Origin of the sequence: Mameliella sp. AT18, from assembly GCF_028807275.1 — a bacterium.
Taxonomy (GTDB): Bacteria; Pseudomonadota; Alphaproteobacteria; order Rhodobacterales; family Rhodobacteraceae; genus Antarctobacter; species Antarctobacter albus.
Map to the genome: position 1 here is coordinate 1 of NZ_JARAMO010000048.1, position 24,497 is coordinate 24,497.

24 protein-coding genes are annotated in these 24,497 nt (G+C 63.2%); 7 read left to right on the forward strand and 17 right to left on the reverse strand.

Annotation, left to right across the window (positions count from 1 at the left end; all coding sequences use genetic code 11):
• Positions 1-137: 137 nt before the first annotated feature.
• Positions 138-1,052 carry an MBL fold metallo-hydrolase gene (locus tag PVW46_RS06220; protein ID WP_069208309.1) on the reverse strand — a complete coding sequence of 305 codons (915 nt, stop codon included), beginning with the start codon at positions 1,050-1,052 and terminating at the stop codon, positions 138-140.
• A 55-nt stretch (positions 1,053-1,107) separates the two neighbouring features.
• Between PVW46_RS06220 and PVW46_RS06225 the strand changes: the two genes are divergently transcribed.
• On the forward strand, positions 1,108-2,397 hold the full coding sequence (locus PVW46_RS06225) for an ATP-binding protein (RefSeq protein ID WP_069208310.1): 1,290 nt from the start codon (positions 1,108-1,110) through the stop codon (positions 2,395-2,397).
• A gap of 139 nt (positions 2,398-2,536) precedes the next feature.
• Positions 2,537-2,815, forward strand: a complete 279-nt coding sequence (locus tag PVW46_RS06230) for a hypothetical protein (RefSeq protein WP_069208311.1) — start codon at positions 2,537-2,539, stop codon at positions 2,813-2,815.
• A gap of 70 nt (positions 2,816-2,885) precedes the next feature.
• Here the strand turns inward: PVW46_RS06230 and PVW46_RS06235 are convergent, their stop codons facing one another.
• Together PVW46_RS06235 and PVW46_RS06240 are read right to left on the reverse strand one after the other, a co-directional pair.
• Positions 2,886-2,999, reverse strand: a complete 114-nt coding sequence (locus tag PVW46_RS06235; protein ID WP_069208312.1) for an entericidin EcnA/B family protein — start codon at positions 2,997-2,999, stop codon at positions 2,886-2,888.
• A 45-nt stretch (positions 3,000-3,044) separates the two neighbouring features.
• A complete protein-coding gene (locus PVW46_RS06240) occupies positions 3,045-4,868 on the reverse strand; it encodes an extracellular solute-binding protein (RefSeq protein WP_069208313.1) in 1,824 nt (607 codons plus the stop codon).
• Between the two features lie 383 nt (positions 4,869-5,251).
• Between PVW46_RS06240 and PVW46_RS06245 the strand changes: the two genes are divergently transcribed.
• A complete protein-coding gene (locus PVW46_RS06245) occupies positions 5,252-6,025 on the forward strand; it encodes a 3-hydroxybutyrate dehydrogenase (protein WP_043138881.1) in 774 nt (257 codons plus the stop codon).
• Between the two features lie 95 nt (positions 6,026-6,120).
• Positions 6,121-7,161 carry a patatin-like phospholipase family protein gene (locus tag PVW46_RS06250; RefSeq protein ID WP_069208314.1) on the forward strand — a complete coding sequence of 347 codons (1,041 nt, stop codon included), beginning with the start codon at positions 6,121-6,123 and terminating at the stop codon, positions 7,159-7,161.
• A 7-nt stretch (positions 7,162-7,168) separates the two neighbouring features.
• Here the strand turns inward: PVW46_RS06250 and PVW46_RS06255 are convergent, their stop codons facing one another.
• From PVW46_RS06255 to PVW46_RS06270, 4 genes are all read right to left on the reverse strand, one after another.
• The gene (locus tag PVW46_RS06255; RefSeq protein ID WP_069208315.1) at positions 7,169-7,948 is read right to left on the reverse strand and encodes a DUF502 domain-containing protein; all 780 of its coding nucleotides are present in this window, start codon (positions 7,946-7,948) and stop codon (positions 7,169-7,171) included.
• 77 nt (positions 7,949-8,025) lie between these two features.
• Positions 8,026-8,940: a pseudouridine-5'-phosphate glycosidase gene (locus PVW46_RS06260; protein WP_069208316.1), complete on the reverse strand. Its 915-nt coding sequence runs from the start codon at positions 8,938-8,940 to the stop codon at positions 8,026-8,028.
• A gap of 2 nt (positions 8,941-8,942) precedes the next feature.
• Positions 8,943-9,833 (reverse strand): PfkB family carbohydrate kinase, encoded by an 891-nt coding sequence (locus PVW46_RS06265; RefSeq protein WP_069208317.1) that lies wholly within the window; start codon positions 9,831-9,833, stop codon positions 8,943-8,945.
• Between the two features lie 50 nt (positions 9,834-9,883).
• Positions 9,884-10,774 (reverse strand): LysR substrate-binding domain-containing protein, encoded by an 891-nt coding sequence (locus PVW46_RS06270; protein ID WP_443137031.1) that lies wholly within the window; start codon positions 10,772-10,774, stop codon positions 9,884-9,886.
• A gap of 90 nt (positions 10,775-10,864) precedes the next feature.
• Between PVW46_RS06270 and PVW46_RS06275 the strand changes: the two genes are divergently transcribed.
• Entirely contained in the window at positions 10,865-12,091 is a 1,227-nt protein-coding gene (locus PVW46_RS06275; protein WP_373286045.1) for an acyl-CoA dehydrogenase, read from the forward strand.
• A gap of 156 nt (positions 12,092-12,247) precedes the next feature.
• Here PVW46_RS06275 and PVW46_RS06280 read toward each other — a convergent pair whose 3' ends face one another.
• Positions 12,248-13,600: a hypothetical protein gene (locus PVW46_RS06280; RefSeq protein ID WP_069208319.1), complete on the reverse strand. Its 1,353-nt coding sequence runs from the start codon at positions 13,598-13,600 to the stop codon at positions 12,248-12,250.
• A gap of 245 nt (positions 13,601-13,845) precedes the next feature.
• Here PVW46_RS06280 and aroQ point away from each other — a divergent pair, with 245 nt between their 5' ends.
• Together aroQ and PVW46_RS06290 are read left to right on the forward strand one after the other, a co-directional pair.
• The gene (gene aroQ / locus PVW46_RS06285; protein ID WP_069208320.1) at positions 13,846-14,286 is read left to right on the forward strand and encodes a type II 3-dehydroquinate dehydratase; all 441 of its coding nucleotides are present in this window, start codon (positions 13,846-13,848) and stop codon (positions 14,284-14,286) included.
• The gene (locus PVW46_RS06290) at positions 14,286-15,050 is read left to right on the forward strand and encodes a helix-turn-helix transcriptional regulator (RefSeq protein WP_069208321.1); all 765 of its coding nucleotides are present in this window, start codon (positions 14,286-14,288) and stop codon (positions 15,048-15,050) included. The genes aroQ and PVW46_RS06290 overlap by 1 nt, the downstream gene beginning before the upstream one ends.
• 523 nt (positions 15,051-15,573) lie before the next feature.
• On the opposite strand, the gene tsf is transcribed toward PVW46_RS06290, so the two are convergent.
• From tsf to PVW46_RS06335, 9 genes are all read right to left on the reverse strand, one after another.
• Positions 15,574-16,449, reverse strand: coding sequence for a translation elongation factor Ts (gene tsf, locus PVW46_RS06295; protein WP_043138904.1), 876 nt, complete (start codon positions 16,447-16,449; stop codon positions 15,574-15,576).
• A 127-nt stretch (positions 16,450-16,576) separates the two neighbouring features.
• Positions 16,577-17,353 carry a 30S ribosomal protein S2 gene (gene rpsB / locus PVW46_RS06300; protein WP_043138907.1) on the reverse strand — a complete coding sequence of 259 codons (777 nt, stop codon included), beginning with the start codon at positions 17,351-17,353 and terminating at the stop codon, positions 16,577-16,579.
• Positions 17,354-17,537: 184 nt separating this feature from the next.
• Positions 17,538-17,984 (reverse strand): hypothetical protein, encoded by a 447-nt coding sequence (locus PVW46_RS06305; RefSeq protein WP_274575252.1) that lies wholly within the window; start codon positions 17,982-17,984, stop codon positions 17,538-17,540.
• Between the two features lie 234 nt (positions 17,985-18,218).
• Entirely contained in the window at positions 18,219-18,908 is a 690-nt protein-coding gene (gene phoB / locus PVW46_RS06310; protein ID WP_274575253.1) for a phosphate regulon transcriptional regulator PhoB, read from the reverse strand.
• A 4-nt stretch (positions 18,909-18,912) separates the two neighbouring features.
• Positions 18,913-19,653 carry a phosphate signaling complex protein PhoU gene (gene phoU, locus PVW46_RS06315; RefSeq protein WP_043138912.1) on the reverse strand — a complete coding sequence of 247 codons (741 nt, stop codon included), beginning with the start codon at positions 19,651-19,653 and terminating at the stop codon, positions 18,913-18,915.
• The gene (gene pstB / locus PVW46_RS06320) at positions 19,653-20,450 is read right to left on the reverse strand and encodes a phosphate ABC transporter ATP-binding protein PstB (protein ID WP_043138914.1); all 798 of its coding nucleotides are present in this window, start codon (positions 20,448-20,450) and stop codon (positions 19,653-19,655) included. Before pstB ends, phoU begins: the two co-directional genes overlap by 1 nt.
• A 30-nt stretch (positions 20,451-20,480) precedes the next feature.
• Positions 20,481-21,812 (reverse strand): phosphate ABC transporter permease PstA, encoded by a 1,332-nt coding sequence (pstA, locus tag PVW46_RS06325; RefSeq protein ID WP_043138917.1) that lies wholly within the window; start codon positions 21,810-21,812, stop codon positions 20,481-20,483.
• Entirely contained in the window at positions 21,812-23,275 is a 1,464-nt protein-coding gene (pstC, locus tag PVW46_RS06330) for a phosphate ABC transporter permease subunit PstC (protein WP_069208323.1), read from the reverse strand. Before pstC ends, pstA begins: the two co-directional genes overlap by 1 nt.
• Before the next feature lie 106 nt (positions 23,276-23,381).
• Positions 23,382-24,422: a substrate-binding domain-containing protein gene (locus PVW46_RS06335; RefSeq protein WP_274575259.1), complete on the reverse strand. Its 1,041-nt coding sequence runs from the start codon at positions 24,420-24,422 to the stop codon at positions 23,382-23,384.
• Between the last annotated feature and the right edge of the window lie 75 nt (positions 24,423-24,497).

A 24,497-nucleotide genomic window follows, 5' to 3' on the forward strand; every position in this document is an offset into this window, starting at 1 on the left:
TCGAACCTACGACCAATTGATTAACAGTCAACTGCTCTACCGCTGAGCTACGCCGGAACATGCGGCGGTCTATAACAACGTGGAATCCGGGCGTCCAGAGGGTTTCGTCACAAAAATGAGGATTTTTGCTCGCCACATCAGATCGACCGAAAAACGGCCTCGGCAGACAGATCTCCGACCGGGGCAACACGGGATTTCGACGTCAGATCAATGAGGTGAGCCAGGACATTCCGGGTGGCCGCCGGCAGAAGGGCAGGCGGAACGTCTGTGTAGATCCTTTCGGCCAGGTCGCGCGCCGTGGCAGGGGTCTGTGTCAGCGCCTCGAGGATGGCAGTCTCGCGGCCACGGCGATGCGTCAGGAGTGACTCCAGCCGCTCGGCGGGTGCGGTCACGGGCGCGCCGTGGCCGGCATGGAACAGGGACCACGGGCGTTCTTGCAGGCGTTCCAGCGAGGTCATGAAGGCGGCCAAATCCCCGTCGGGCGGCGACACCAGCGAAGTTGCCCAGCCCATCACGAGGTCCCCGGAGAACAGGACATCGCCCCAGGCAAAGGACAGGTGGTTGGCCATGTGGCCGGGCGTGTGCAGGGCCTCGACGGTCCAGCCATCCCCGGCGACCGTGTCGCCATCGGCGAGAACAATGTCCGGAACAAAGCCCGAGTCGACGCCCTCACCGCCACCGACCAGTCCCTCGTCTGCAAGTTTCCGCATGATCGCGCTGCGCCCGGCCTGGGCCGGACCGAATCCCAGAACCGGTGCCCCGGTCCGGCGCGACAGGTCGCGGGCGAGGGGGGAATGATCCAGATGTGCGTGGGTCACCAGGATATGGGTGATTTCCTGCCCTGGAGTCAGTGCATCCAACAGGGCCTGAAGATGGGTCGGGTCATCCGGTCCCGGGTCAATCACCGCAATGCCGCCCGTGCCCAGTAAGTAAGTATTTGTCCCGCGAAAGGTCATCGGTGACGGGTTCGGTGCCAAGACACGGCGCAGGCCCGGGGCAAGCGTTTCGGCAATGCCCGTCCGGGGCTGGAAATCGGGCTGGGGATCCTGCATCGGATGGGTCCTTTTGGCGATGGCGGGCCGGGGCGGCGCGGGCTAGGCTTAGCGCATGTTCTTCCGCTGGCTCAAACGATATATGCCCCGCAGTCTCTATGGCCGTGCCGCACTGATCCTCGTGCTGCCGGTGGTGACACTGCAACTGGTCGTGTCGGTCGTCTTCATCCAGCGTCACTTCGAGGGCGTCACCGTCCAGATGAGCAAGGAACTGGCGCGTGAGGTCAACCTGGTGGTGGCAGACCTGCCGGACCGGTCAAATGGACTGCGGCTGAGCATTCGGCCCAAGGCCGTAGCGGAAGACGCACTGCCGGCGGTCAACCAGCGTCGCTGGTACGATTTCACCGGCCTTGTGGTGATCCGCGAACTGGACATGCGAATCCCGGCGCTGGAACGCATATTGCTGCCCAGCGACCGCGAGGTGGTTCTGTTCCTACGCCATGACGACCAGCTTTACCGGGCCAGTCTCGAGCGGTCCCGGGTTTCTGCCTCGAACCCGCACCAGCTGTTCGTGAACATGGTCTTCTTCGGCGCGCTGATGACGCTCATCGCCTTTCTCTACATGCGCAACCAGCTGCGGCCGATTACCCGGCTGGCAGCAGCGGCAGAGGCCTTTGGCAAGGGTCGCAACATGCGCTATTCGCCCGCCGGCGCCACGGAAGTGCGGGCCGCCGGCCATGCCTTTCTTGAAATGCGGGACCGGATCGAACGACATATCGAACAGCGTACGATGATGCTGTCGGGGGTCAGTCACGACTTGCGCACGCCCATGACACGGCTCAGGCTGGGGTTGTCGCTGCTGGATGACGAAGACCGCGAACCGCTGGAACGTGATGTCGAGGAAATGCAGCAGTTGATCGACGCCTTTCTGGATTTCGCGCGCGGGGATGCCGAAACCGCCGCCTCGGAGCGTACAGATCCCTTTACGCTGATCAAACGCGTCGTCGAGGACGCGCAGCGTGGCGGGCAGAAGGTCGAGCTTGGCGAGATGCAGGGCGAGGGGACGGCGATGCTGCGCCCGCGTGCCCTGCGCCGCGCGGTCGAGAACCTGATGGCCAACGCGCGCCGCTATGCCTCCGACTGTCGCGTGTCGGTGCAGCTGACCGGCGGGTCGCTGCGCATCCGGGTCGAGGATGACGGACCCGGTATCCCGGCTGACCGGCGCGAAGATGCCTTGCGTCCCTTCGTTCGGCTGGACCCGGCGCGCAACCAGGATCGCGGCTCTGGTGTCGGGCTGGGCCTGGCGATCGCGGCGGACATCGCACGGGCGCACGGCGGCGTGTTGCGCCTGGGAGAAAGCGAATGCCTTGGCGGCCTGCGCGCCGACATCGTCATCGCGCTGTAATCCAGGGCTCCGCGGAAATTCTGCCAGCGGGCATTTTCCGAAAATCCGAAGAATGCGCCACTGTTTTGCCGTCTCGCAGTCACCTCGGTGAAAGACCTCTGCGTCAGCTTGCACGCAGACAAATCACAGGAGTTCCCAGATGGCCATCATGCCGCTTGTCACCGCCGCCACCATCGGGCTTGCCGCGTTCAGCGCCACCGACGCCGAAACGCCCAAGGACCTGATCTTTGCACAGGCCCAGCCCTTTGTCGCCACGCAGGGTTACGCGGTACCGCAGGGCGATTACATGACTACACCCGACGGATGCACCTATCGCCGGACGCAGGCACCGGGCCAGCCCGTGCGTTGGATCATCGTTCTGAACCCGCATCACTTGGGCAAGGGAGGATCCCCCAGCAAGTGCAAGGGCATGTTGTAACCCGCTCCGACGGCAAAAGGCGCGCCGATGGTTTCGGCGCGCCGTTACATTCCAAAGGACAGTCGCTGGTTCAGAACCAGCCCTGAACCGTCCGAGCGCCGGCGGAAATATCCTGTCCGATGCCGTCGACGGTGCCACATCCTGCCAGCCCCACGGCCAGCGCGATCACGAAAACCACTCTCATATCTGCCTCTTGTCCGGTCTTGTCGCCGTTAGGTGTAGGACGAGATCATTCGCCCTCCCACCACCATACATCAGGATGAAACTCCAGATAATCACCATAAATCGGCAGGCTATCCTTTGGATAGGTCAGTTCCTTGACATGGGCGATGCGGCTGACCGCGTATTTGTCGTGCACCGGGATCATGTAGCGCCCGCTCATCAGCACACGGTCCAGCGCGCGGGCGGCGGCCAGAAAGTCGTCCCGGCTTTGCGCACCGAGTAGCGCGTGGATCATGGCATCCGCCGCAGCCGATTTCATCCCCATCCAGTTGCGAGAGCCTTTCTGGTCGGCCCCCTCGGCGCCCCAGTAAAGAAACTGCTCATTGCCGGGACTGAGAGAGGACCCTCGACGGAAATTGGTCATGTCGAAATCGAACTCGTTGGTGCGCAACTTGTATTGCGCCGGGTCGATCATCGTTACCTGCGCGGCGATGCCGATCCGTTCCAGCGCCCGGATAAAGATCTCTGCCATCGCGATGTTTTCCCCCTGACCCTGTTGCAACAGGATCTCGAAGGTAAAAGGTTCGCCAGCGGCGTTCTTCATCACGCCGTCCTGTACCGTCCAGCCGGCCTCTGCCATGAGGTCGATGGCCTTTGCCAGGTTTGCGCGGTTGCGGGGACTGCCGTCCGAGACGGGTAGGCTGTACCCCTCCAGCGCGCCGGGCAACAGGTCGTCGGCAAAGGGGGTCAGCAACTCCCTGACCCGCCCTTCGGCCGGGCCGTCGCGCATCCCCAGCAGGGAGTTGCCGTAGTAAGAGGTGATGCGCGGCTGCGCCCCGCCGGTCAGCGTGTCGTTGATGTATTCAAAGTTGAAGGCATGGATCATCGCATCCCGTACATGCCAGTCGGCAAACTTGGGGCGCCGCGTGTTCATCACGAAACCGGTGATCCCGGTGGGGCGCTGGTGCGCGATCTCGGATTTGACGATATCACCCCGGTTGACCGCCGGAAAATCGTACTGGGTCTTCCATTTTTCGGCGTTGGTCTCGCGGATCGTATTGATGATCCCGGCCTTGAAGGCCTCGAACAGCGCGGTGTCGTCCGCGAAGAATTCCAGCCGGATGGTGTCGAGATTGTTGGTCCCGCGGCGAAAATTGATGTCCTTGCCCCAGTAGTCCGGGTTGCGGTTCAACTCGACATAGCGGCCCGCCTCGTAGTCGCCGATGACATAGGGCGCCGAGGTGATCGGAACCAGGTCGAGGCTGGAGTTCTCGAAATCCAGGCCCTCCCATTGCGCCTTCTTCAGGATCGGTCGCATGCCGATGACCAGTGCCAGTTCCGGATTGTCCTCGTTGAATGTGAACCGGAGGGACCGTTCGCCGGTCTGCTCCATACTCTCGACCTTGGGCCACAGGCCGCGGTAGCGAACGTTTCCCTTGGTGCCCAGCGTCTCGTAGGACCACATGACATCCTCGACCGTCACCGGGCTGCCATCCGAAAATTCCGCCTCTGGCCGAAGGGTGAATTCCACCCATTGCCGATTCGGCCCGACCTCTATCGATTCGGCCAAAAGCCCGTACAGCGAGAAAGGTTCATCGTAGTTGCGGCCCATCAGGCTTTCGTAGGCGAGGAACCGCAACTGCCAGGGCGCAGAGCCTTTCTCGATGAGCGGATTGAGACTGTCGTAGCTGCCACGCTCTCCGGTGACGATGCGGCCGCCGGTCGGCGCGTCCGGGTTGGCGTAGGGGAGCGACACAAAATCGGGTGGAAGTTGCGGGTCGCCATACATAGCTATGCCATGCTGGGGGTCCGCCCACAGGCTGCCTGCGGACAGAATCGCTCCGGCCGCGACGATTTTTGCGACCCGATTTCGGAAAAAATTTACGCACATTTCTGCAACGATCCCTGTCTGCCCTTGTTTTCTTGAAGGCGAGCGTATCGCTCCTTTTACGCCTTTTCAAACTTTTAGCTTGGACTCAGAAACCGTAACGCTTATAAAGGGGGCACTGCTCGATAGGTTTCTTGCCTGTATGAAACCTGCCTCAATGACTGAACCCCGGCCTTGTGCCGGGGTTTTTTTTGCCCATTCGCCAAGTACCACCTACATCGCTTCCCAGCCCCAGACAGCAGTGTCGGCACGCGGCATTTCGACCTGTGCGGGTTCCCGCCGAAACGTCCCTTGATTTCACCCTCAGCCCGGCGATTGAGCGGGTGCATACCGCCGCATCCAGGACTATGCTGCATCTGCAAACACAACCAGCATCGGGGAGCCTCATGTCGCTACAGGGAAAGACCGCCATCATCACCGGATCGAACTCGGGCATCGGCCTTGGCATCGCGCATGAGATGGCAAGGGCAGGGGCTTCGGTGGTGATCAACTCCTTCACCGATTCCGACGAGGATCACGCCCTGGCGAAGTCCATCGCCGAGGAACACGGCGTAGAGGCGCGCTATATCAAGGCCGACATGTCCAAGCCGGACGAATGTCGCGCCTTGGTCGAGACGGCAGGCCGCTGCGATATCCTGATCAACAACGCCGGCATTCAACACGTTGCCCCGATCGACCAGTTCCCGACCGAAAAGTGGGATGCGATCATCGCGATCAACCTGTCCTCGGCCTTTCACACCACCGCTGCCGCGCTGCCGAAGATGCGCGCCGCCGGCTGGGGCCGGATCGTCAACATCGCCTCGGCGCATGGTCTGACCGCCTCGCCCTACAAAAGCGCCTATATCGCCGCCAAGCACGGCATCGTCGGCCTGACCAAGACCGCCGCACTGGAGACCGCCCAAGAGCCGATCACTGCCAACGCGATCTGCCCGGGCTACGTGCTGACGCCCCTGGTCGAGGCACAGATTCCCGACACCATGAAGGAATACGACATGGACCGGGAAACGGTGATCAAGGAGGTCATGCTCAAGCGCCAGCCCTCCAAGGAATTCGCCACAGTCGAACAGCTGGGCGGCACGGCGGTTTTCCTGTGTTCGGATGCGGCGGCGCAGATCACCGGCACGACGATCAGCGTCGACGGCGGCTGGACCGCGCTGTGACCTGACGGGGCAGGCGGGGCCTCGCCCCGCCTGCATCTTCGGCACAATCACCTCCGCGGTATTGTCGGAACCAAGAAATCACGGGAGCGCGGCGCATGGCGAAATCCATTCGCATCAATCTGGCCCTGCAGGGCGGCGGCGCACATGGCGCCTTTACCTGGGGCGTGCTGGACCGGCTGCTGGAAGAACCCGAGATCGAAATCGCGGCCATCACCGGCACCTCCGCCGGGGCGCTGAACGGGGCCGCCCTGAAGTCCGGGATGCTGGCCGGTGGCCACGAGGGCGCGCGCGAGACGCTGGACTGGCTGTGGGCGCAGATCGGCGCCCTGCGGGACGAGGCGCTGCCCGACTGGCTGCAGGGGTGGATGCCGCACCCCGAGGTGGTCAGCAAGAGCCTGGAATATTCTCTGCCATATAGCTGGGGGGAGGCCGTGGGGCGCATGGTGTCGCCCTATGCCTGGGGGCCGCTCTATCGCAACCCGCTGGAAAAGATTGTCGAGCGCTTCGATTTTGGACGGGTCTGCGCCGCGACCGGGCCAGAGTTCTATGTCTGTGCAACGCAGGTGCGTGACGGCAAGATCCGGGTCTTTTCCGGCGATGCGATCAATGCGCAGGTCATCATGGCCTCGGCCTGCCTGCCGACGCTGTTCCAGGCCGTCGAGCTTGAAGACCCCCAGACCGGGACGATGGAACCCTTCTGGGACGGGGGCTATACCGGCAATCCGGCGCTGTTTCCCCTATTCGAGGAACATCTGCCCGACGATGTGGTGGTGGTGAACATCAACCCGCTTTTGCGCGACAAGACCCCGGTCAGCCCGCCCGAGATCCAGAACCGGATCAACGAGATCAGCTTCAACGCCTCGCTGCTGCGCGAGCTGAGGGCCATAGATTTCGTGCAGCGCCTCCTGCAGAGCGGCGCGCTGACGCCGGGCACGATGAAGGACCTGCGCATTCACATGATCGCCGACGATGCGCTGATGAATGCCCTGTCGGTGGCCACCAAGATGGTCCCGGTGCCGACGGTGATCGCCCAGTTGAAAGAGGCCGGACGCCGCGCGGCGGGGCGGTTCCTGGACAGCCACAAGGATGACCTGGGCCACCGGCAGACGGCGGACCTCCGGGCGATGTTCAGCTGACGCGGGTTCAGGACGCCTTGCGGAACTGCGCCTCGAGCGCCTGCTTGGCGTCCTGCCCGTTGGGATAGACAAGCCCCGCCGAGATCACCAGCTTGGCCGCGTCCTCAAGGCTCATATCCAGCTCGATCACGTCTTCCTTGGGGAAGAACAGCAGGAATCCCGAGGTCGGGTTCGGCGTGGTCGGCACAAAGACCGACATCAGGTCCCCGCCGGTGACGGCACGGCGAGCCACTTCGCCCTTGGCCACGGTCGAAATGAACCCGATGGCCCAGATGCCCTTGCGCGGGTATTCGATCAGGCAGGCCTTTTCAAAACTGCGCTCGCTCTGGGCAAAGATGGTTTCCGCCAACTGCTTGATGCCGGAATAGATCGAGCGCACGACGGGTGTACGTTCCACCAGGCTTTCGGCGAAATTGATCATCGAGCGGCCGATCAGCCCCTTGGCGATCCAGCCGACAACGATGGTGAAGAACAAGAAGACAAAGACGCCAAGGCCGCGCACGTTGACCTCGATCCGTCCGTCGTTATCGGCGTCTAGCAGGTCGAACAGCCAGGGAATGCGTGGCCCGTCCGGCCCGGTCATCCAGCGATTGAGCAGCGCGTTCGGCTGGTAGGCATCGGGCACGAAAGGCCAGACGAACCCGTCGACCCAGCCGACAACGGTCCAGATCAGCCAGACGGTCAGGCCCACCGGGGCGATCACGACGATGCCGGTCAGGAATGACGTGCGCAGCCGCGTGAAAAGACCCGGCCGCTTGCGGGTGGTAGGCTCGAATGGTGTGGTCATCGCAGGTCCCGGGACGATCAAGACGAAAGTAGGTGCATCGCGCGGGCTCTACAATGGGCTTTGCATCGGAAAGACGATCAGGCGGGCAGGGCGCTCAATTCCTGCGCAATCCCGGCGGCCAGCCGGGCATTGTTGAGAACCAGCGCGATGTTCGCCTCCAACGACCGGCCGCCCGACAGTTCGTAGATCCGTTGCAGCAGGTAGGGGGTCAGGTCCTTGCCCGCGATTCCGTGCGTTTCCGCATCGCGCGTGGCCTCGGCGATGATCGGGGCAAGTGTCTCGCGCGGGATCTCGGCCTCGGCGGGAATCGGGTTGGCGATGAGCTGACCGCCGGGCAGGCCCAACCGTGCGCGCATCCTGTGGGCCGCGGCGATCTCTGCCGGGCTGTCGGCGCGCAGCGGCGCCCGCAGGCCCGCCTCGCGCGACCAGAAGGCCGGCAGCTGGTCCTGGCCATATGCCATGACGGGCACACCAAGGGTTTCCAGCCGTTCCAGCGTCTTGGGCAAGTCGAGGATGGCCTTGGCGCCAGCGGCCACCACCGTCACGCGGGTTTCGGCCAGTTCCTGAAGGTCGGCGGAAATGTCAAAGGTCGTCTCGGCACCGCGATGCACGCCGCCGATGCCGCCTGTACCAAAGACCTCGATCCCGGCCAGTTGCGCGGCGATCATGGTTGCGGCGACGGTGGTCGCCCCTGTGCCGCCGCGTGCCATGCACACGGCCATGTCCGCGCGCGACAGCTTGGCCACCTTCTTGGACTGCGCAAGCGCCTCCAGCTGGACATCTTCCAACCCAACGTAAAGCGTGCCTTCGATCACCGCGATGGTGGCCGGCACGGCGCCATTATCGCGCACCGTCGCCTCGACCCGGCGCGCCACTTCCAGGTTCTGGGGCCAGGGCATGCCGTGGGTGACGATGGTGCTTTCCAGCGCCACGACGGGGCGATGTTCGGCCAGGGCCTCGGCCACGGCATGAGAGCATTTGATCGGGCTCATCATCAGGTTCCTCCGGAAACATGGGTCGCGGCGGCGGCCAGCGCGCGGCGCAAGGCCTCGGACCGGTCAAGACCGTCGCGTTCGGCGGCGATATGGGCCGCCATGAACGTGTCGCCCGCGCCGGTGACGCGGGTCACGGTGACAGGCGGCGGTGTTTCTGTATGGCTGGCATCGGCCGTCGCATCGCAACAGGGCGCGCCACCATGCGTGACCAGCGCCCGCGCGGCGCCACGCTCGACCAGGGCGCGCGCGGCCTCGGCGGCGCTGGTGAAGGGGGCTTCGCAGAGAAGGCAGGCCTCTTCGAGGTTGACGTAAAGAGTCCCGCGTCCCGCGCGCAGAAAGGCGGAGAGCCGCGTGGCCTTGCCCGGGCTGGCGGGGGCGATGCGCAGATCGGCTCGGGCAAAGGCCGGGTGCGCCGCGATCTCGGCCAGCAGGGCCTCTGTCAGGTTGCCGTCCAGCGCGATACGGCCCGCGTAGGGGGCCTGCGGCGTTCCCAGCGGTCCCTCGATCAGCGGCGACAGGATGCGCGCGCCGGCCTGTTCCAGGGAATGCGCATCGGCGATCGCGGCCAGCAGACCGTCCGGTGTCTCGATCGCCATGTAGCGATCCGTGGGCAGATCCGGCGCACGGGTCAGGTGGGTGGTATCCAGCCCCAACCGCCTGCATTCCGCCGCAAGTGCCGTGCCTTCGGCATCCTGTCCGACGACCGAAATCAGCGCCGGGCGCATCCCCAAACCCGCCAAGGTCATGGCGATGTTCAGTGCCACGCCACCGGGGATCAGCCGGATGCGGCCCGGCTTGTCATTGCCGGCCTGCATGGTCTGGTCACAGCGTCCGATCATGTCCCAGAGGACAGAACCGATGCAGAGGATATCCGGGGCGCGTGTTGTCATTGCCGCGTTTGTGGCGCGAAGGGCAGGGCGGCGCAAGCCGCATCCGTCCCTTACCGCGGCAGCAAGTCCTCTTCGTCGGCGCAAAGTGCCAGCCAGTCGCGAAAGGCAATGAGCGCGGGCGGCGCCGGGCGGTCGGCGGGCCAGACGAGGTAATAGGCGCCAAGACTGACGGGCGCGGCCTCATGCGCCGGTCGCAACGTTCCCGCCGCACGTTCCGACGTGCTGAGATAATCGGGCAAGAGCGCCACGCCCAGCCCGTGCAACGCCGCCTGCAGGATGGCCGTGAACTGGTCGAAGGTTGGTCCGGGCAAGGGTCCCGGCGGCAGGCCCTGTGTCGTGAACCAGTCCGCCCAGGCATCCGGCCGGGTCTGGATATGCAAGAGCGGCAGCCGACGCAGAGCCTCGAGCGGCAACGGCCCATCAGGCAGGAGCGAGGGCGCGGCGAGCGGCTGCACAGTCTCTGTCATCAACCGCAGGTGATGCGTGTCCGGCCAGTCCGGTGCGCCGAAATGCAGCGCTGCATCAAGGGGTTCCGTGGCAAAGCTGAACGGACGCAGCCGGGTCGTCAGGTTCACCGTCACCTCTGGATGACGACGCGTGAAATCCGGCAGCCGCGGCACCAGCCAACGCATCCCGAAACTGGGCAGGATCGCCAGGTTCAGCGCACCGCCCGAGGGATCAAGCCGCAGCGCCATTGCCGCTTCTGTCAGCCGATCCAGCGTCTCGCGCACCGTTCCGGCAAAACTGCGCGCCTGAGGAGTGAGGCGCAAAGCCCTGTTTCCACGCAGGAAAAGCGTGACACCAAGCTGTTCCTCAAGGGTCTTGAGCTGGCGCGAGACGGCGCTTTGCGTCAGGTTCAGTTCCTGTGCCACGGCGGTGGCACTGCCCAGACGATCCAGCGCCTCGAGCGCACGCAGTGCGGGCAGGGGTGGCAGATGCATTCCCATTCCTCATGAATACCTGCAATATTGTCGTTTTTCCATGCGACGGCTGCAAGCTATACTGCGTCAAATCGAGGACAGGAGCCCGCCATGAACGAGATGACCAAACCGCATCTGAAAGCCAAGGACGCCCCGGACCTGGGTGGGTTCACCTGGGACGACCCGTTCCGCCTTGCCGACCAGTTGAGCGAGGAGGAGCGCATGCTGGCCGAGGGTGCGCGCAGCTTTGCACAGGAGAAACTGGCGCCGCGCATCGTCGAGGCCTTCGAGGAAGAAACCGTCGAACCGGCAATCTTCGCCGAGATGGGCGAAATGGGCCTGCTGGGTATCACGGTGCCCGAGGAATATGGCGGCCTTGGCAGTTCCTATGTCTCTTACGGCCTTGTCGCGCGTGAGATCGAGCGCGTCGACTCGGGGTATCGGTCAATGATGTCGGTGCAGTCCAGCCTCGTGATGTACCCGATCTACGCCTATGGATCCGAGGAACAGCGCAAGAAATACCTGCCGAAACTCGCCAGCGGTGAATGGATCGGCTGTTTCGGCCTGACCGAGCCGGACGCGGGCAGCGATCCGGGCAGCATGAAGACGCGAGCGGAAAAGATCGACGGCGGCTATCGCTTGACCGGTTCGAAGATGTGGATTTCCAACGCACCGGTGGCGGATGTCTTTGTCATCTGGGCCAAGTCCGACGCCCATGATGGCAAGATCCGCGGCTTTGTCCTGGACAAGGGCACCAAGGGCTTGTCGGCACCCAAGGTGGCCAACAAGTTGAGCCTGCGCGCCAGCGTGACAGGTGAGGTCGTGCTGGAAGGCGTCGAAGTCGGTGAAGAGGCTTTGTTGCCACATGTTCAGGGGCTTAAAGGTCCTTTTGGATGTTTGAATCGCGCGCGCTACGGCATCGCCTGGGGCGCGCTTGGCGCCGCCGAGTTCTGCTGGCACGCAGCACGGCAGTACGGGCTGGACCGCAAGCAGTTCGGCAAACCCATCGCACAGACGCAGCTGTTTCAAAAGAAACTGGCCGACATGCAGACCGAGATCGCGCTGGGGCTGCAGGGTTGCCTGCGGGTCGGGCGGCTGATGGACGAGGCGCAGGGCGCGCCCGAGATGATCTCGATCCTCAAGCGCAACAACTGCGGCAAGGCGCTGGAGATTGCGCGCATGGCCCGTGACATGCACGGCGGCAACGGGATCTCGGCAGAGTTCCAGGTGATCCGCCACATGCTGAACCTTGAGACGGTGAACACCTACGAGGGCACCCATGATGTGCATGCTCTGATCCTGGGCCGCGCACAGACCGGGTTGCAGGCGTTTTTCTGATCCGAAACGACAAGAACCGGACGATCCATCCGGTTCTTGTCACTACGGGGGGCACGAGGTCTGGAGCAGGCACGCTAGGCGGGCATATTTCCGATAATCCGTATTATGTAAATATTGAATGCGGGGCGAAACAGCCCCGCATCCGGTTTTCCAGCTTCATTCGTCCTTGTAGCCCGCGATCTTGCGCCAATCTCCGACGATCGGCCCTTCGGTCGATGCCGGGTTCTTGGGATCAAACCCTCCGATCGCCTTCTTCGCCTCTGTTCGACGTTTCTTGACGATCCCGTCCCGCTCCGCCTTGGCCCGGGTCCAGGGATCGCCATTCTTCTTGTCCCAGTAGTCGCCGCTCTTGTAACCCGTCCAGTGATCAAAGACCTCGTACTGCGGGGTCGTTGTGCCCTTGGCCGTGTGGCAACCGTTTGGCGTGCAGACGTCAGATCCCTGATTGTAGATCGTGTGATCGAGGACCTCGACCGAGTCCTCGATATCGCTCAGCATGTCGTTGTACGTCTTGGTCACATGATCCGCGAAACGCTCGGCATGGCTTTTGCGGGACACGGTGTAGCTGGATTTCAGGACGTCGCCATCCTCGCCCACGTCGACCTCGGCCTGGATCGTGTCGATCAGCAAAACCGTGCTCCCGGCCAGCTGGTAGACCGGCAAACCGGCCTTGCGGAACCGCTTTTCCTCGAGCGGGCCAATGACGTCCGCGGCGAACTTTTCCTGCCAGTCGTCCAGGAGACCCAAAAGGGTTTCGCGGTCACGGCCGCTGTTGCGCATCGGGATGAATTCATCCTCCAGCCATCCCCGGAAACCGTTTACATGGCCGTTGATCTGGCTGATCACCGATGCGTCGATCTCCTGTTTGAACATGTCGTGAAGCTTCTTGTAGACCTCGCTGAAATAGGACGGCACGTCCTCGGGTCCAAAGATCGACTCGTATATCTTGTCACCGATCTTTTCGCCAATCTTCGCCGCGATCTTGGAGGCGATTGCGCTTGCTGCTTCGAGAGCAAGGTCGTCGATACCGGCGATCATGGGGCTGACGACAGCGCCGGTGTCGAGGCTGTCTTTCTGAAAATACTGCTCATCCCGCACCAGCCTGCCGTCGATAATCCGGACTTCGGGGAACAGAATGGTCAACTCGGCTTGGTTTGTTGTCCGCACCAGAGCCCCGGTGCCGGCGGCAATGTCGCCCAGTGGTGCTGTCAGGTAGGTGAACCGTTCGCTCTGGATGGTTTCTCCCGGCAGTCTCGGAATTTCCGCCGAAGCCTCGAAACGTGCGCAGCGCATCGCAGTCTCGAAATCCGCGGCCTGATCTTTGGGTATTTCCGGCAGCTCACTTTCGGACATCAGCGCCAAGTCCGGATGATCCTGATGTGCAAGCGCGGCCCGAGTACTGGGCGTAAGGACGGACTGTGCGTCGGCCTCCTTGTGGATTGCCGCAAGCTTGGCCGAAACATAGGTTTCCGGATCGTCTGCAAAAACTTTGGTAAACAAGAAACGCATAATACCCCCTTCCCTATAAGTTGAGTTTTCAGCCTAGACTGGTGTTTGAAAGGCTGACAAGCTTTTCAAGACGCGCATTCGGATACACTGACAGCGAGATCCTCTCACACGCGACCGCAATCAGGGATTGTTTGGTCTGAGGCGGTTTCGCAACTGCGCCCCGGCTTTGGCGGTTCGGTCCGGTCAGGCGACTGGACAGGTCGACCGGCATGCTCTTACCACCGGACCAAAGCCCGGAGACCGCAATGACATCTATCCTCGTCCTGAACGGACCTAACCTGAACCTGCTGGGCACCCGTCAGCCCGAAATCTACGGCCATACGACGTTGGCCGATGTCGAGGCGATGAGCATCGAACACGGCAAGGCGCGCGGGGTCGATGTGGTCTGCGCCCAGTCCAACCACGAAGGCGCGCTTGTGACCCACATCCAGGACGCCCGCGGCACACATGCCGGGATCGTGCTGAACGCGGGCGCCTATACCCACACCTCGATCGCCATGATGGACGCGATCAAAGGCGCCGAGATGCCGACCGTCGAACTGCACCTGTCGAACGTCCACGCGCGTGAGGAATTCCGCCACAAGTCCTTTATCGCGCCTGTCGCAATCGGAGTGATAGCAGGTTTCGGCGCAAACGGGTATAAACTGGCAATAGACGCACTGCTCGGCTTTCTGGAGACCCGGTGATGACACCTGAACTGAGAGATTACCTGATCGAGGTCACGAATGCCGAAGAGGTCCAGGACCTCTGGGAAAAGCACTGCGCCAAGATGGACAGTTACGGTTTTGACAGGCTGATCTACGGGTTCACGCGGTTCCTGACGGCGACCAGCTTTGGCGACCCGAACGATTTCATCGTGCTGACCAACCACACGCCCGCCTATCGCAAGGGTTTTGTCGAGGATGGCCTTTACCGCCATGCCCCGATGGTTCGCTGGGCGCTCGAGAACGAGGGTCACTGCAGCTGGCGCGTCATGGCCGATCAGATCAACAAGGGGACGCTGGACGACAAGGCCGCCAAGGTCGTGGCCTTCAACCTCCAGCACAAGGTGCACGCCGGCTACACGATCAGTTTCCAGTCGGTCTCGCACCGGGCCAAGGGCGCGATCTCGCTGACCACGCGTCCCGAGATGAACCAGGACGAGGCGGATGCGGTCTGGGCGGAACACGGTCAGGACATCGTACTGCTGAACAACCTCGTGCACCTCAAAATCCTCACCCTGCCCCTGCCCCTTTCCGGACAGAACCTGACACCGCGCCAGCGCGAGGCTCTGGAATGGGTTGGCGACGGCAAGACCATGCAGGACATTGCCCAGATCATGGGGCTGACGCAGGCCACGGTGGAAAAGCACCTGCGCCTGGCGCGTGAGACCCTGAACGTGGAAACAACGGCCCAGGCCGTCGCAAAGGCCGCGTTTCACAACCAGATGTACATCCTCGAAGCACAGTAACAGCGCACCTCGGGAAACCATGTAGTGGCAAGGCGTTAGTGTCTTCTCTCTGCGTGACTCCCGCGTGAATTTTTCCCTTTTACCCTTTGGTCAGGAAATCCGTACTTCCTTAACCTCGGGTAAATTGCGAATGTTCAAGCGTTCCGTGAGTGGTGGCTTTGGCCATGGAACGAAGGGGCCGCAACCCGCGTATTACCGGGCCCTGCGGAACCTCCGGTGCAAACCGGGCGCTGGTACGACGGGGGCAATTATCGCCTTCCGTCGGCCAGCATCCTTTCGGGGTCCCTGGATCTCATCCCCAATGTCTCAACCGGGGGCCCCGAATTTGCATTCAAAATGCAACCTATGCGGGCTAATCGGCTGGCGCAAGCAAAGGTGCCGTCCTTTATCGAGCACCGGCAAGGCCCCGCCCATCCGCGCTGCATTCCCTGCAAAAGGCCAATGAAAAAGGCGCCGGACAGATGTCCGGCGCCTTTGGCGATTCGCAACGGGCAGGGATTCCCCCTGCCCTTTCAGGACAGTCTTAGCCCTGGGCGGCCTTGGCCACCTCGGCTGCGAAATCCTCTTCCTTCTTCTCGATGCCTTCGCCGACCTGCAGGCGGACAAAGCCGACGATCTCGGCGCCGGCGTCCTTGGCGGCCTGCTCGACGGTCTTGTCGGTGTCCAGGGCAAAGGCCTGACCCAGCAGCGTGACTTCGGCCATGAACTTCTTCATGCGGCCGACGATCATCTTCTCGATCACGGCGTCCGGCTTGCCCGATTCCTTGGCGATGTCGATCTGGACCTGCTTTTCCTTCTCGACCACGGCCGGATCCAGCGAGGCTTCGTTCAGGGCTGCGGGGTTCATGGCAGCGATGTGCATGCCAACCTGCTTGCCGAACTCTTCCGAACCGCCCTTCATGGCGACCAGCACGCCGATCTGGCCCATGCCGTCAGCGGCGGCGTTGTGGACGTAGGCCGCCACGACGTCACCTTCGACAGCAGCCATGCGGCGCAGCGACATGTTCTCGCCGATCTTGGCAACGGCGTCGGTGATGCGCTCTTCGACGGGCTTGCCGCCCATGTCAGCCGCTTTCAGCGCCTCGACGTCAGCCACGGTCAGCGCGGTTTCGGCGATGCCGGCAACCATCTGCTGGAACTCGGCGTTCTTGGCGACGAAGTCGGTTTCCGAGTTGACCTCGACGGCCACGCCCTTGCCACCGTCGACCTTGACGGCAACCAGGCCTTCTGCCGCGGTACGGCCGGATTTCTTGGCCGCCTTGGCCAGGCCCTTGGTGCGGAGCCAGTCGATGGCCGCGTCGAAGTCGCCGTCGGTTTCGGTCAGCGCCTTCTTGGCGTCCATCATGCCTGCGCCGGTCATTTCGCGCAGTTCTTTCACCTGTTTTGCAGTGATCGCCATGTCTTGGCTCTCCTCATCATCTTTTTGCAGGAGGTCGGGTGGCCCCGGCCGCCGGGACTACCTCCCGGGCCTTGGCCACCCCTCATGTCACGGACCTGTATCGTTTTTGCGACACGGGTCCCCGGGATCAGCCCTCGGCGTTCTCGCCCGCGTCGGCCAGAAGTTCCTCGGCCGGTGCGTCTTCGAGCGCGCCCAGGTCGACGCCTGCCGCTTCCATCTGGCCGGTCATGCCGTCCAGCGCCGCGCGGCTGACCAGATCGCAGTACAGCGCGATTGCGCGGGCCGCGTCGTCGTTGCCGGGGATGATGTAGTCAACGCCCTCGGGCGAGCAGTTGGTGTCGACCACGGCCACAACCGGGATGCCCAGCTTGTTGGCTTCGGCAACGGCCAGCTGTTCTTTCTTGACGTCGATGACGAACAGCATGTCCGGCACGCCGCCCATTTCACGGATCCCGCCCAGCGACGCCTGCAGCTTGGCCTGGTCACGCTCCATGTTGAGGCGCTCTTTCTTGGTGAGGCCTTCGGCGCCACCTTCCATCTGCTCGTCGATTTCGCGCAGGCGGTTGATCGACTGCGACACGGTCTGCCAGTTGGTCAGCGTGCCGCCCAGCCAGCGGTGGTTCATGTAGTACTGCGCGCATTTCTCGGCGGCTTCGGCGATCGGCTGGGCAGCCTGACGCTTGGTGCCGACGAACAGGACGCGGCCGTTCTTGGCCACGCATTCGCGAATGGCGTTCAGGGCAGCGTCCAGCATCGGGACAGTCTGCGTCAGGTCCATGATGTGGATGCCGTTGCGCGCACCGTAGATGAACTCGCCCATGCGGGGGTTCCAGCGCTGCGTCTGGTGGCCAAAGTGAACGCCAGCTTCCAGCAGCTGACGCATGGTGAACTCGGGAAGAGCCATGCCTTCTATCCTTTCCGGTTTATATCCTCGGCGGGGGAATCACCCCGGATCAAGTCCGGGGCAACCGGTGGACCTTTGGGGATGTCTGTCCAATAGGCCCGCCCCCGCCTGCGGGGTTCGTGCCGCGCGCATTACAGCGGTTTCACAAGAGGCGCAAGGGGCAAAGGGCCAGGCCACGCGGGGGTTAGCGAAAGATCCCGCCCAGGAAGCCCCAACCGCTGCTGTCCTCGATGGCTATGGGATCGGAATATCCGCCTGTCAGGTAGCCGGTGAACCCGTCGTCCACATCCATCTGGCGCAGGATCAAGGTGCCATATTCGGATGGCCAACCAACGCTCAGGGCCTGCGCTCCATCTGGCAAGGTGCCGACCAGGAACAGCCGGGATTCGCGAGGGAGCGAGACATCGGGGATCTCGTCCACCTGGATCTCTGTCACGCGCAGCGGCACATCTGTGCCGTCCACCCGGATCGTGACCCTGTCCAGCACATCCGCGGTTTCCGCCTCGATGCGTGCCTTGAACGCATCGGCGGACAGCGCACGCAACTGGTCGACGGTGTCCGAACGGTCGGTGTCATTGGTGTCCTCGACACCTTCCAGGTCGATCCCGGCCAGCACCGGTTCCATGCTCATGCGCAGAACCAGAGATACACGTCCATCCGGTGTCGTCAGATTGGCGATTGCCGGACGCACCTCATGCGCCTGTACCGTCCCAAACGGGACCAGAAGGACCAGAACTGTCAGAAAACCGCGTATCACCGGAAGCGTCCTCACCTGCTGCACGGCAGACAAGATGACGCGTTCCTGCCACATATCAAGCGGTCAGTGGCAAGGGCGGTGAAAAGGGCACCGCCCTGCCCTTTTGCATCAGCCCAGAGCATACCCCGCGCCGCGCACAGTGCGCAGCGGATCGTTTCCGCCATGCTGGCACAGCGTCTTGCGCAGGCGCCCGATGTGGACATCCACGGTGCGGGTATCGACATAGATGTCGCGCCCCCAGACCCGGTCCAGCAATTGTTCGCGTGACCAGACCCGGCCGGGCTTTTCCATGAAGGTCGTCAACAGTCGGAATTCCGTCGGCCCCAGTTTCAGCGCCTTGCTGTTCCGGGTCACGCGGTGCGTCTCGCTGTCGAGAACGATATCCTCGTATTCCAGGCGCAGCCCGGCGGCGGCGGGACGCGCGCGGCGCAGCTGCGCGCGCACGCGGGCCATTAGCTCGATCACCGAGTAGGGTTTGACCACATAGTCATCCGCCCCGGTTTCAAGCCCGCGCACCCGGTCCACCTCTTCCGAGCGGGCCGACAGCATGATGATCGGCACGCTGCGCGTCTCGGGGCGGGTCTTGATCTGGCGACAGACCTCGATCCCCGAGACATTGGGCAACATCCAGTCCAGCACGATAATGTCCGGGCTTTCCTCGTCGATAAGCACCAGCGCCTCTTCGCCATTCTCGGCCCGCGTGACGCGGAACCCCTCGGCTTCGAGGTTGTAGGTCAGAACTTCCCGCTGCGCGGCTTCGTCCTCGACCACCAGAACAGTGGGCTGGTCTGCGGCCATGTGCTTAATCCCCGTCCTTGTCCATATCCGGCGCCAGGTCGGCATCCGTCGAGGTGCGATCCGCCTTTTCACGCGGTTCATCCGGCTTGCGGCCGGTGGTCAGGAACACCACCTGCTCGGCGATCGAGGTCACGTGGTCACCCATGCGTTCGATGTTCTTGGCGATGAAATGCAGGTGCATGCAGGCGGTGATGTTGCGCGGATCTTCCAGCATGAAGGTCAGGAATTCGCGGAACAGCGTGTTGTACATCTGGTCCACGTCCCGGTCGCGCTCGATCACGTCCTCGGCCAAGGCCTCGTCGCGCTGGATATAGGCATCCAGCGCGTCCTTGAGCATCAGTTCGACCTCGCGGGCCATGCGGCGCAGCGAAGGTGCCGTGCCGCCGATGGCCTGCATCTGGACCAGCACGCCGGTCCGCTTGGCGATGTTCTTGCTGAGGTCGCCCATGCGTTCCAGGTTGGCCGACATGCGCATGACCGACAGGACGATGCGCAGGTCCGACGCGGTCGGCGCACGCAGCGCGATCACCCGGGCCGCCTCTTCGTTCAGGCTTTCCTCCAGCGCGTCGATGGCGGCGTCGTTGCGGCGCACCAGTTCGGCCAGTTCCTCGTCGCGGGTTTCCAGCGACTTTGCCGATTGCATGATCGCGGCCTCGACGAGCCCGCCCATCTTCATGATCTGGGCCTGGATCCCTTCCAGGTCGCGGTCGAAAGCGCTGGCGATATGTTGCTTGAGTTCAGACATTAGCCGATCCGTCCCGTGATGTAGCTTTCCGTCCGGCTGTCCACCGGGTTGGTGAAGATCTTGCCGGTGTCGCCGAATTCCACGAGGTTGCCCAGGTGGAAGAAGGCGGTTTTCTGGCTGACCCGCGCGGCCTGCTGCATCGAGTGGGTCACGATCACGACCGAGTAGTCCTGCCGCAACTCGTCGATCAGTTCCTCGACCTGGCTGGTCGCAATCGGGTCCAGCGCCGAACAGGGTTCGTCCATCAACAACACCTCGGGTTCGGTGGCGATGGCGCGCGCAATGCACAGGCGCTGCTGCTGTCCGCCCGACAGGCCGGTGCCCGGCGCGTCCAGCCGGTCCTTGACCTCGTCCCAGATGGCGCCGCGGCGCAGGCTCTTTTCGACGATCTCGTCCAGGTCCGCCTTGGACTTGGCCAACCCGTGGATGCGCGGGCCATAGGCGATGTTGTCATAGATCGACTTGGGGAACGGGTTGGGCTTCTGGAAAACCATGCCGACCTTGGCGCGCAGCTGCACCGGGTCGACCCGCTTGTCGTAGATGTCCTCGCCATCGATCGAGATGTCGCCCTCGACGCGGCAGACGTCGATGGTGTCGTTCATCCGGTTCAGGCAGCGCAGGAAGGTCGACTTGCCACAGCCCGACGGACCGATAAAGGCCGTGACGGTCTTGTCCTCGATGTCACAGTCCACGTCCTTGATCGCGTGTGTGGTGCCATAATAGACCTGCACCTTGCGGGCGCTGATCTTGATGTCCTGCTGGTCCACGTCTCTCTCCGTATGCGGTGCGTCGTACATTGTTACTCTCCTAGATCCGCTGCCCGGGCCTTACCAGCGGCGCTCGAAACGGCGGCGCAGAATGATTGCGATGATGTTCATGGTCAGCAGGAAGATGAGCAGGATGATGATACCGCCCCAGGCCTTTTCGTAAAACGCCTGATCTGCGCGCGCGGCCCAGGTGTAGATCTGGGCAGGCATGGCCGAGTTCGGGTCGGTAAAGCCGCTGATGAAGCCGTCCGGATAACCACGCGCGACGAAGCCGACCATGCCGATCAGCAAGAGCGGCGCGGTTTCCCCCAGCGCCTGCGCCAGGCCGATGATCGTGCCGGTCAGGATGCCGGGCATGGCCAGCGGCAGGACGTGGTGGAACACCGACTGCATCTTGGAGGCGCCAACCCCCAGCGCCGCATCGCGGATCGAGGGCGGCACTGCCTTGAGCGATGCACGGGTCGAGATGATGATCGTCGGCAGCGTCATCAGCGTCAGCACCAGTCCACCGACCAGAGGCGCGGATTGCGGCAGGTGCATGAACTGGATGAAGACGGCAAGGCCCAGGATGCCGAAGACGATCGAGGGCACGGCGGCAAGGTTCGAGATGTTCACCTCGATCATGTCGGTCCAGCGGTTCTGCGGCGCGAATTCCTCGAGGTAGATCGAGGCCGCGACACCGATGGGCAGCGACAGGAACAGCACCACCAGCATCATGAAGAACGACCCCACGACAGAGGCACCGATACCGGCACCACCCGGGTTGTCCACGCCCGAGTCCGCCCCGGTGATGAACCCCCAATCAAAGGCCGAATGCACGATCCCGGCCTCGGCCAGGGCATCGACAAGGTCCAGGTCCGCCAATGTGAGAAAGCGGCTGTCCTGGAGGGTCTCTCGCTGAACGCGGCCCTTGAAATAACCGTCCACGCGCGAGGCGGCGTTCAGCTTGAAAGCCACCTCCTGGCCCAACTGATCGGGGTTGGCGGTGTAGTATTCCCGCAGCGTGCCGCCGATCTTGCCCATGATCCGTTCGATGGCCGCCTCGTCAAAGGCCACCTGGACATTCTCGGCCTCCAGCTTCTGCTGCAGGGCGGTGATGAAGTAGCCGGAATAGGCCTTGGTCTTGAACAGCTGGCCCTCGGCCTCGTCGAACTGTTCCTGCGTCAGGGTAAAGTTGACGTCGACCACCGTGGTGGTGAAGGCCGGCAGGCCCGAGCGGACAATCGAGAAGGCCAGGACGGCCAGAAAGAACAGGCCGGTGGCAATGGCGGCGATCCCGTAGGCCTGGAACCGTTTTTCCGCCGCATTGCGCTTTTTCGTCCGCGCATCTTCGCTCACCAGCGAGGTCTTTGCCCGGCGCGGCCGGGGCGTATCCATGCTTGCGTCGGTCATTAGTCGTACTGCTCCCGGTATTTGCGCACGATGTAGAGGGCGAAGACGTTTAGCCCCAGCGTCATGATGAAGAGGGTCATGCCCAGGGCGAAGGCCACCAGTGCCTCGGGCGAGGCAAAATCGCTGTCGCCGGTCAACTGGCTGACGATCTTGGCGGTCACGGTGGTCATGGCCTCGAAGGGATTGAGGCTGAGCCGGGCGGCGGCCCCTGCCCCCAGCACCACGATCATGGTTTCGCCGATGGCGCGCGAGGTCGCAAGAAGGACGGCGCCGACGATGCCCGGCAGGGCGGCGGGCAGGATCACCTGCTTGATGGTCTCGGACTTGGTCGCGCCCAGCCCGTACGAGCCGTCGCGCATCGCCTGGGGCACCGCGTTGATGATGTCATCCGACAGCGAGCTGACGAAGGGGATTAGCATGATGCCCATTGCCAGGCCCGCGGTGATGACCGCACGCTGGCCACCCATCCAGCCGGTTCCGTCGGGGCCGAAGACGCTCAGCAGCATCGGGCCGATGGTCAGCAGCGCAAAAAGGCCGTAGACAATGGTCGGGATACCGGCCAGCACCTCGAGCATCGGCTTGGCAAAGCTGCGCACCGGCTTGGAGGCATATTCCGACAGGTAGACGGCGGCGAAGAGACCAATCGGCACCGCCACGATCAGCGCCACCAGCGAGATGTAGAACGTCCCCCAGAGCAGCGGCAGGACACCCAGCTCGGACCCGCCGCCAAAGGAAGGCGCCCAGGTCAGTGATCCAAAGAACTCGGAGGCCGGGTAAAGGCGGAAGAACTCGATAGTGTTGAAGATCAGCGACAGGACGATCCCGACCGTGGTCAGCACGGCGATGGAGGCCGCCGCGATCAGCAGCGCCATCACGCTTTTTTCGACGACGTTGCGGGCGCGAAAGTCCTTATTGGTTTCGCGCAGGCCCCAGAAGACCCCCAGCAGCGCGACCAGGATGACCACGCCCGACATGATCATGTTGCCGGTGGCGTTGATCACCCGGTATTCCTGCGCCGCGCGCAGCACCGGCTGGGTGATCTGGGTGGTCACGATCTGGCCAGCCTCCTTGAGGCGGGTGGTCACATCGGTGAAATCGGCGCGAGCGTTGCGGGCGAACTCTTCGGAGATCGCCCCTTGGGCAACCGCGTTGTCCAGCCCGTCTGCCGCGCGGCGCACCTCAGCCAGCACAAGGCCGCGGCTGGACCCGTCGGCAATCGCACTATCGGGGATCATGCCGGAAACGACGCCGTTCACGTAGAACGGCTGGGCCACGAGCCAGACGACCATCAGCAACATGGCCGGAACGACCGCCTTCAGCGCCACGTTCGACCCGTAATAGGTCGGAAGCGAGTGCAGGTGCCGGCTGTCGCCCCCGGCGCTTTGCATCGCGCGGGTCCGGCCGAGAATAAACCCGGCGACCGCCAGCGCGAGCACGATCACGATGAGCCAGATAACAGGCATGTGCCCCCCGAAGTCAGGAATGGTGGTAAAGGTCCTAAAAGGAAGGGGGGCGGCGGAATATGCCGCCCCCACAGGCGTCAGGTGCAAACACCCCCGGAGGGATGGATTACATGCCTTCGCCCATCACGACTTCGTCGGCGACCATCTGCTGAGTCTTGGCCAGCTCGGGGTCGGACACCAGGCCGTAGTTGGCGAGCGGGCCGGAGGGGCCTGCCAGCTCGTCGGCGACGAAGAACTGGGCGTACTCTTTCAGGCCGGGGATCACGCCGATGTGGGCTTTCTTGACGTAGAAGAACAGCGGACGCGACACCGGGTATTCACCCGAGGCGATGCTCTCGGTCGAGGGCATGACGCCCGACATGGTGGCGACCTTCAGCTTGTCGGTGTTGTTCTCGTAGAACGCCAGGCCGAACACGCCGATGCCGTGCGCGTTGGCGTCGATCGAGGCCAGGGTCTCGGTGTAGTCGCCGTCGATGTCGACCGAACGACCGTCGGTGCGGACCATCAGGCAGGCGTCCTCGGCGTCGTCCTCGGACATGCCGGCAGCGATCATCGCGTCGTGGGCGCCGGTGGCTTCACAGCCGGCCGCGATCACTTTTTCTTCGAACACTTCACGGGTGCCGTGCTTGGTGCCCGGGATGAAGGCGAGGATCTCGGCGTCCGGCAGGTCGGCGTTGAACTCGTTCCACTTGGTGTAGGGGTTGCCGACCAGTTCGCCGTCGACCACGACCTTCGGCGCCAGTGCGTTGAAGATGTCGGAGGGCGTGAAGGCGGTGTAGGCCGGGCCATCTGCCTGCGAGGCGAAGACGATGCCGTCATAGCCGATGCGGACTTCGATGATGTCGGTCACGCCGTTTTCGGCACAGGCCTTGATCTCTTTTTCGCGGATGGCGCGCGATGCGTTGGCGACGTCGATGGTGTTTTCGCCCACGCCTTCGCAGAAACGCTTGAGGCCAGCGGAGGAGCCGCCCGATTCAACGACCGGCGTCGGGAAGTCGGTGTTGGCACCGAACGCTTCTGCAACGATCGAGGCATAGGGCAGAACGGTCGACGAACCGGCAACCTGGATGTTGTCACGGGCAACGGCTGCGGTGGCCGAAACGGCTGCGATCGCCAGGGTCGAGGCGGTCAGTTTAGCGAATTTCATGGATAGCTCCCTGAACTTAGGAATCAGTCATCCCCACGATGACCTTGGCCCGGACCGCTAAAGGCCCCGCGCTAT

Coding starts and splice junctions, on each gene's coding strand:
- PVW46_RS06335 (WP_274575259.1), bottom strand. CDS start 24,422: ATGAAATTCGCTAAACTGACCGCCTCGACCCTGGCGATCGCAGCCGTT.
- PVW46_RS06260 (WP_069208316.1), bottom strand. CDS start 8,940: ATGAGCCCGATCAAATGCTCTCATGCCGTGGCCGAGGCCCTGGCCGAA.
- PVW46_RS06235 (WP_069208312.1), bottom strand. CDS start 2,999: ATGAGAGTGGTTTTCGTGATCGCGCTGGCCGTGGGGCTGGCAGGATGT.
- PVW46_RS06220 (WP_069208309.1), bottom strand. CDS start 1,052: ATGCAGGATCCCCAGCCCGATTTCCAGCCCCGGACGGGCATTGCCGAA.
- PVW46_RS06240 (WP_069208313.1), bottom strand. CDS start 4,868: ATGTGCGTAAATTTTTTCCGAAATCGGGTCGCAAAAATCGTCGCGGCC.
- pstA (WP_043138917.1), bottom strand. CDS start 21,812: ATGACCGACGCAAGCATGGATACGCCCCGGCCGCGCCGGGCAAAGACC.
- rpsB (WP_043138907.1), bottom strand. CDS start 17,353: ATGGCTCTTCCCGAGTTCACCATGCGTCAGCTGCTGGAAGCTGGCGTT.
- PVW46_RS06225 (WP_069208310.1), top strand. CDS start 1,108: ATGTTCTTCCGCTGGCTCAAACGATATATGCCCCGCAGTCTCTATGGC.
- PVW46_RS06270 (WP_443137031.1), bottom strand. CDS start 10,774: ATGCATCTGCCACCCCTGCCCGCACTGCGTGCGCTCGAGGCGCTGGAT.
- PVW46_RS06275 (WP_373286045.1), top strand. CDS start 10,865: ATGAACGAGATGACCAAACCGCATCTGAAAGCCAAGGACGCCCCGGAC.
- pstC (WP_069208323.1), bottom strand. CDS start 23,275: ATGCCTGTTATCTGGCTCATCGTGATCGTGCTCGCGCTGGCGGTCGCC.
- PVW46_RS06255 (WP_069208315.1), bottom strand. CDS start 7,948: ATGACCACACCATTCGAGCCTACCACCCGCAAGCGGCCGGGTCTTTTC.
- phoB (WP_274575253.1), bottom strand. CDS start 18,908: ATGGCCGCAGACCAGCCCACTGTTCTGGTGGTCGAGGACGAAGCCGCG.
- PVW46_RS06290 (WP_069208321.1), top strand. CDS start 14,286: ATGACACCTGAACTGAGAGATTACCTGATCGAGGTCACGAATGCCGAA.
- PVW46_RS06230 (WP_069208311.1), top strand. CDS start 2,537: ATGGCCATCATGCCGCTTGTCACCGCCGCCACCATCGGGCTTGCCGCG.
- PVW46_RS06250 (WP_069208314.1), top strand. CDS start 6,121: ATGGCGAAATCCATTCGCATCAATCTGGCCCTGCAGGGCGGCGGCGCA.
- PVW46_RS06265 (WP_069208317.1), bottom strand. CDS start 9,833: ATGACAACACGCGCCCCGGATATCCTCTGCATCGGTTCTGTCCTCTGG.
- tsf (WP_043138904.1), bottom strand. CDS start 16,449: ATGGCGATCACTGCAAAACAGGTGAAAGAACTGCGCGAAATGACCGGC.
- PVW46_RS06305 (WP_274575252.1), bottom strand. CDS start 17,984: ATGAGCATGGAACCGGTGCTGGCCGGGATCGACCTGGAAGGTGTCGAG.
- PVW46_RS06280 (WP_069208319.1), bottom strand. CDS start 13,600: ATGCGTTTCTTGTTTACCAAAGTTTTTGCAGACGATCCGGAAACCTAT.
- phoU (WP_043138912.1), bottom strand. CDS start 19,653: ATGTCTGAACTCAAGCAACATATCGCCAGCGCTTTCGACCGCGACCTG.
- PVW46_RS06245 (WP_043138881.1), top strand. CDS start 5,252: ATGTCGCTACAGGGAAAGACCGCCATCATCACCGGATCGAACTCGGGC.
- pstB (WP_043138914.1), bottom strand. CDS start 20,450: ATGTACGACGCACCGCATACGGAGAGAGACGTGGACCAGCAGGACATC.
- aroQ (WP_069208320.1), top strand. CDS start 13,846: ATGACATCTATCCTCGTCCTGAACGGACCTAACCTGAACCTGCTGGGC.